This is a genomic window from Ligilactobacillus acidipiscis DSM 15836, from assembly GCF_001435755.1.
Taxonomy (GTDB): domain Bacteria; phylum Bacillota; class Bacilli; order Lactobacillales; family Lactobacillaceae; genus Ligilactobacillus; species Ligilactobacillus acidipiscis.
The window spans coordinates 1-5,583 of record NZ_AZFI01000137.1 but is presented as its reverse complement, the minus strand read 5'-3'; the positions used below and the strand labels follow the sequence as shown (position 1 = coordinate 5,583).

5 protein-coding genes are annotated in these 5,583 nt (G+C 32.7%); 4 read left to right on the top strand and 1 reads right to left on the bottom strand.

All coding sequences use genetic code 11. From position 1 onward, the window contains the following. Positions 1 to 155 precede the first annotated feature (155 nt). A complete protein-coding gene (locus tag FC65_RS08460; RefSeq protein WP_056972318.1) occupies positions 156 to 965 on the top strand; it encodes a LicD family protein in 810 nt (269 codons plus the stop codon). A gap of 28 nt (positions 966 to 993) precedes the next feature. On the opposite strand, the gene FC65_RS08455 is transcribed toward FC65_RS08460, so the two are convergent. Then, positions 994 to 2,181: a hypothetical protein gene (locus FC65_RS08455; RefSeq protein ID WP_056972316.1), complete on the bottom strand. Its 1,188-nt coding sequence runs from the start codon at positions 2,179 to 2,181 to the stop codon at positions 994 to 996. Between the two features lie 97 nt (positions 2,182 to 2,278). On the opposite strand from FC65_RS08455, the gene FC65_RS08450 reads away from it, so the two are divergent. The 3 genes from FC65_RS08450 (at position 2,279) to FC65_RS08440 (ending at position 5,385) form a co-directional block, all read left to right on the top strand. Then, positions 2,279 to 3,037, top strand: coding sequence for a glycosyltransferase (locus tag FC65_RS08450; protein ID WP_056972315.1), 759 nt, complete (start codon positions 2,279 to 2,281; stop codon positions 3,035 to 3,037). A 116-nt stretch (positions 3,038 to 3,153) separates the two neighbouring features. Continuing rightward, the gene (locus tag FC65_RS08445) at positions 3,154 to 4,107 is read left to right on the top strand and encodes a glycosyltransferase family 2 protein (protein WP_056972314.1); all 954 of its coding nucleotides are present in this window, start codon (positions 3,154 to 3,156) and stop codon (positions 4,105 to 4,107) included. A gap of 24 nt (positions 4,108 to 4,131) precedes the next feature. After that, on the top strand, positions 4,132 to 5,385 hold the full coding sequence (locus tag FC65_RS08440; protein WP_268872481.1) for a nucleotide sugar dehydrogenase: 1,254 nt from the start codon (positions 4,132 to 4,134) through the stop codon (positions 5,383 to 5,385). Positions 5,386 to 5,583 lie beyond the last annotated feature (198 nt).

Genomic DNA, 5,583 nt, shown 5'->3' with positions numbered 1-5,583 from the left:
ACTGCAACGAAAAGTATGAATAATTCAGGTACCTTAAATATTTCTTGCTTTTTTCTAAATAAAGTTTGAAAATCACAGTCTACTAGCGCATATTCACGATTTTTGGTTTAAAATGTTAATTGTTATAAATTAATTCCAGAAAGGCTAAGTGAATTATGGAAAAATTAGAAACCGCCGACGTCAAAAAAACATTGTTACATATCTTGTTGTCCTTTCAAAAATATTGTGATCAACATGAATTACAATTTTATCTTTCAGCTGGAACGTTGTTAGGTGCAATCAGACACCAAGGCTTCATTCCATGGGATGATGATATTGATATTTGCATAGCTCGACCAGACTATGATAAGTTATTAGATTTAGCAAAAAAAAATAACAACTTTGGAGGACATTACAAGATAGAATGCTTCTTTTTAGGAAACTCTAGTTACCCATTCGTCAAAATAATAGACACTAACACTAAGATCGATCCGACCTTCATGGACGAAAATGAAACAAGCTCACTTTTCGTTGATGTTTTCCCTGTAGACGCTTTACCCACAAACGAAACAAAAATCAATAAAATTTACAAAAAAGCAGCAATGTATCGCAAAATATTGATGCTTAATTCCGCTAAAAAAGGAAGAGGAAAAACTAAACTAAAAGCCTTAGTAAAGCCCTTATTTATTCCTTTAGCCAAGCTAATAGGTGTTAGGTGGTGCAACGAACAACTGGACAATTTATCTCGTACTTATGATTTTACACATGGCAAAAAAGTAGGTTCTATTATGTGGGGACTTTATGGTCCAAAAGAAGTTATGTCACATGACAAATTTACTAAAAGCGTTGATGTTACTTTTGAAGGGCACTCTTTCAAAACAATGTCTTGTTGGAGGGAATATTTAACTAATATGTATGGTAACTACATGGAATTTCCACCAAAAAAAGACAGAAGGATCCACTTATTAGAAACATGGAAAAAATAATTTAAAAATATAGCCACATACACTTGGACTATGGAAGAGTCTGCTCTTTCAAGTCCATATTTGTTTTAACAGATACTTTTCTTTTGACAATATTTGCAAACATAGCAAGAAAGAGAACATTATATGATGGATCTAAGAAATGCTGATCAACAGCAGAACTGATTATTACCAAGAAAAAGCCAAGGCTATAATAAAAAGAACCTTCACTGATAAATCTGCAATGTAAAAAATAAATGGCAACTAACATGAGTGACGAAATTATTACACCATAAATAACAAGCAATCTAATGTACGAAGAATCAATATAAAAGTACCGAAAACTTCCACTTGGCAGCAGACCATTACCTTGTTCATGAAAGTGTTGACCCAAAAGCGTAACTCCTTTTTCTCGAAAAGCTTGATGTCCGATTTTAATTCTGTCAGATAACATTATATTCAAAAATGATAATACTTGATCATCAGAGTTATAACATGCCGCTATTAAAATACTGAACATTATATACAAAAAAGAAATTAAAAAAGATCCTACCTTTCCTAAACAATAAACAATTTTTTTTAAAAATGGTTTAAAGATTGCTGATACCGGTAAAAGTAAAAGCAAGAGCGTGTCCAATCTGGCGTTTGTTAGATAATAAATTACAAATATCAAAACGAAAACAAATAAGTTTTCTTTCCACGAAAAAGCAAACTTTTTCAACATATAATAGGCCAACAAAATAAAGAAAATTCTGGCAGCGAAATCTGTTGGAGTAAAAAAGCCAAATGAATTTCTAGCAAGGCTTAACTCCTGCCTAGCAAATACTTCGTTAGGGATAATACCAAAAAAGCAGAGTGCCATGACACTTGCTGTTCCAACAACAGCACTAAAAACATAGGCCTTTAATATTTTTCTAAAACTAATAGCATATGCTCCAACAACAAAAATAAAATAGTAAAAAAAATCAAAATTCTTCGAAGGAACACATAATGCGTAAACTGGTACTAATAAAAAAACTGCCCCCATTTTGTAATAAAGGTTCGGCTCTTTTCTAAAAAGCATAGTCAACATAGCGCATAAACCAGTTATTTTAAATACTAAGTAAACGATTGACATACTCATATGTACGGGTACTAATAATGATGTTTTCAAAACACCTATATAAATATACATGAAAAATGCAATTAAATAACTAAGTTCAAAGATATCTATTCTTTGTTTATGCCTTGTCATGTCCATTACAGATCCACTCCTTAACTCTCTCTCTATTCGCACTGGATGTTTAATTGTAGTAAAATCAAAGGGTAAACTTTACTCTAGAATGTGAGGATAAAACTTGAAAAATCCACTGATTTCAATAATAACAATTGTAAATAATGAAAAAGTATATAGCGAGTTTAAAAAAAGTCTAAACTCTCAAATTAATATCTCCTATGAATTAATTAAAATAAGTAATACTCACCAAGAATTTCTAGCAGCTCGAGATGCCTATAATGCTGCTGCCAAAAATGCTCAGGGCAAATTCCTTGTCTTTTGCCATCCTGATATTCGTTTTTTGCACAAATATGCTCTCTATAATATCACAAAGTCTATGTCAACATTAGCTGAATTTGGTGTCGTCGGTGTTGCCGGTTCTCCTCTTGAATTAAAGGCGGGAAATCGAATCATTATCTCAAATATTTTACATGGAGAGCAAAAATTATTGGTCGGGCAAAAGATTACAAAACCTACTGAAGTTCAAACTGTAGATGAGTGTTTCTTCATATTATCAAAACAAAGATGGAAAACCCAGCCGTTTTCTAACGAAAACGGTTGGCATCTTTACGCTGTCGAACAATGTTTACTATCTAATAAAAACGGTCTAAAAAATTATGTAGTTCCTGCTGAGCTTTGGCACACTTCTGACGGAAAATCTGAAGACTACCACTATTACACCTATTTGAGACACTTAATAAAGCAATATCGTTCAACCGTTCCTTTAATTAACACAACAGTTAAAATGTGGCCGACACAGGGAATAAAAAGTCAACTATATATCTCATACTGGCAATTAAACCGGTGGGTTAAAAAATTACTCAACATTAAAGTGAAGTAAAAGATAAATAATTTTACTCTTTTTCCACTTAATTATATTTAAATTACCTACACGTTTCAACAACAATTGAATGATTCTTTCATCAGTTACTATAAATTAACAAAAGGAGAACCTACATGAGTTTTAAAACTGCACTACACGCAAGTATTCGAAGGATTCCTAATTTTATTGATCTTGATTCAGCGAAAAAGACAGAGGAAAATATTAGCAAAGCTGATTTAAAGTTTGTTATGCCAGGATTAATCAATTATGGAAAACTACTTCTCACAGAGAGAAAAAAAACAATTCCTAAATACGGCTTGGTCGTTGTTGCAATTGTAAAAAACGAAGCGCCATACTTGAGAGAATGGGTCAACTATTATCTCTCACTTGGTACCTCACATTTTTATATTTACGATAATGAAAGTACAGATAATATTCTTGATGTCCTAAATAATTATCCTAGCCAGGTAACCTATATTAAATTTCCTGGTTCTCGACGCCAATTAGATGCTTATAATGATGCTTTAACTCGTTTTGGCCAGCAGTGTCATTATATGGCGTTTTTAGACGCTGATGAATTTATTTATATGCCAGAAAAGCAACAAAATTTCTTAGATTTATTATTCAGCTATTTTTCACAAGAACATGTTGGAGGTCTAGCAATTAATTGGCAAGTGTTCGGTTCTGCACATTTAGACAAGAAGCCAGCAGGCCTGTTAACTGATAATTTTGTTTATCGTTCTAAAAATGACTTTGAGAAGAACCACCATATAAAAAGCATTGTTGATCCAAAACATACGGCAGGTTTTATAGACAATCCCCATGCTCCTTATTACCTGCCGGGTTACTATGCTATTGATGCAAACGGCAAAAAATTAACCGGTACTTTCACTAAGGAAGTAAATAATGACATTGTCCGAATCAACCACTACTTTACAAAATCAAAAGAAGAATTTATGCAAAAAAAAGCTCGAGGTCGTGCTACCACTAAGGCAAAACGCACGATGCAAGACTTTATTGATCATGATAAGAATGATATCTTTGATGACTCACTAAAAAATTATAATCGCAAACATCATCTAAGTTAAACTAATTTGAAAGGAAGGTTTAGGATGGTTAAAAAGAAGATAAAAATTGCAGTTGGAGGAACGGGATATGTTGGTTTAAGCATTGCAACGTTATTAGCTCAACATCACGAGGTAACAGCAGTTGATATTATTCCTGAAAAAGTTAACATGATCAATTCTAAAAAGTCTCCAATTCAAGATGCTGAAATTGAAGATTTTTTAGCCAACAAAAAATTAAATTTAACGGCAACACTAGATGCTAAACAGGCTTATTCGGAGGCTGATTTCGTAATAATTGCTACGCCGACAAACTATGATAGTGAAAAACATTTTTTTGATACATCTTCAGTTGAGGAAGTACTAAAATTAGTAAGAAAATATAATCCAAATGCAACAATTGTAATTAAATCAACGATTCCAGTGGGTTTCACTGCGGCCATCCGTGAAAAATTATCCATGAATAATATTCTATTCAGTCCTGAGTTTTTGCGTGAAAGTAAAGCCCTTTATGACAATTTGCATCCTTCTCGAATCATTGTTGGAACTGATGAAGAAAACGAAACGTTAACAAAAAAAGCACAAGCTTTTGCTGATCTACTCCAAGAAGGTGCTATTGACAAGAATATCCCCACACTTTTAATGGGATATACTGAAGCAGAGGCTGTGAAACTATTTTCGAATACCTATCTCGCCTTAAGAGTCAGTTTCTTTAACGAGCTTGATACTTATGCTGAGGTCAAAAACCTGCAAACTAAAAATATCATCGATGGCGTAGGTCTGGATCCTAGGATCGGCAACCATTATAATAACCCGTCATTTGGCTATGGAGGTTACTGCTTACCCAAGGACACAAAACAATTATTAGCAAATTATCAAGATGTTCCACAAAATTTGATTGAAGCAATTGTTAAATCAAATTCAACACGTAAGGACTTTATTGCTGATCAAGTATTAAAAATTGCTGGATATTATGATTACAATTCAGATACCGAATATCGTGCTGATAAAGAAGGTAGTCTTACCATTGGTGTGTATCGTTTAACTATGAAAAGTAACAGTGACAACTTTAGACAAAGTTCCATCCAAGGAGTTATGAAACGTATCAAAGCTAAAGGAGCTAGAGTAATTATCTATGAGCCTTCACTGAAAAACGGGAGTACTTTTTTTGGAAGCCAGGTGGTCAATGATCTTACGGAATTTAAAAAAATGACTAAAGCTATTATAGCCAATCACTATGATGAAATATTAGATGACGTTAGAGAAAAAACATATACTCGTGATATTTTTAAACGTGACTAACTATCAGTCTAAAAAACCTGTTTCACTTTTTTAGAAACAGGTTTTTTATTGCTCTTTTAGATTTAACATCATTTCAATGTTTAAGTACAATTAATATTGACTCTAGCTGTTAGTCGCATTTTAATCAGTAGATTTATTTCCCGAAATAATAGAGTATTCAACGATTTCGAGAGTATAAAATAGTTTGTGTAAATAAAT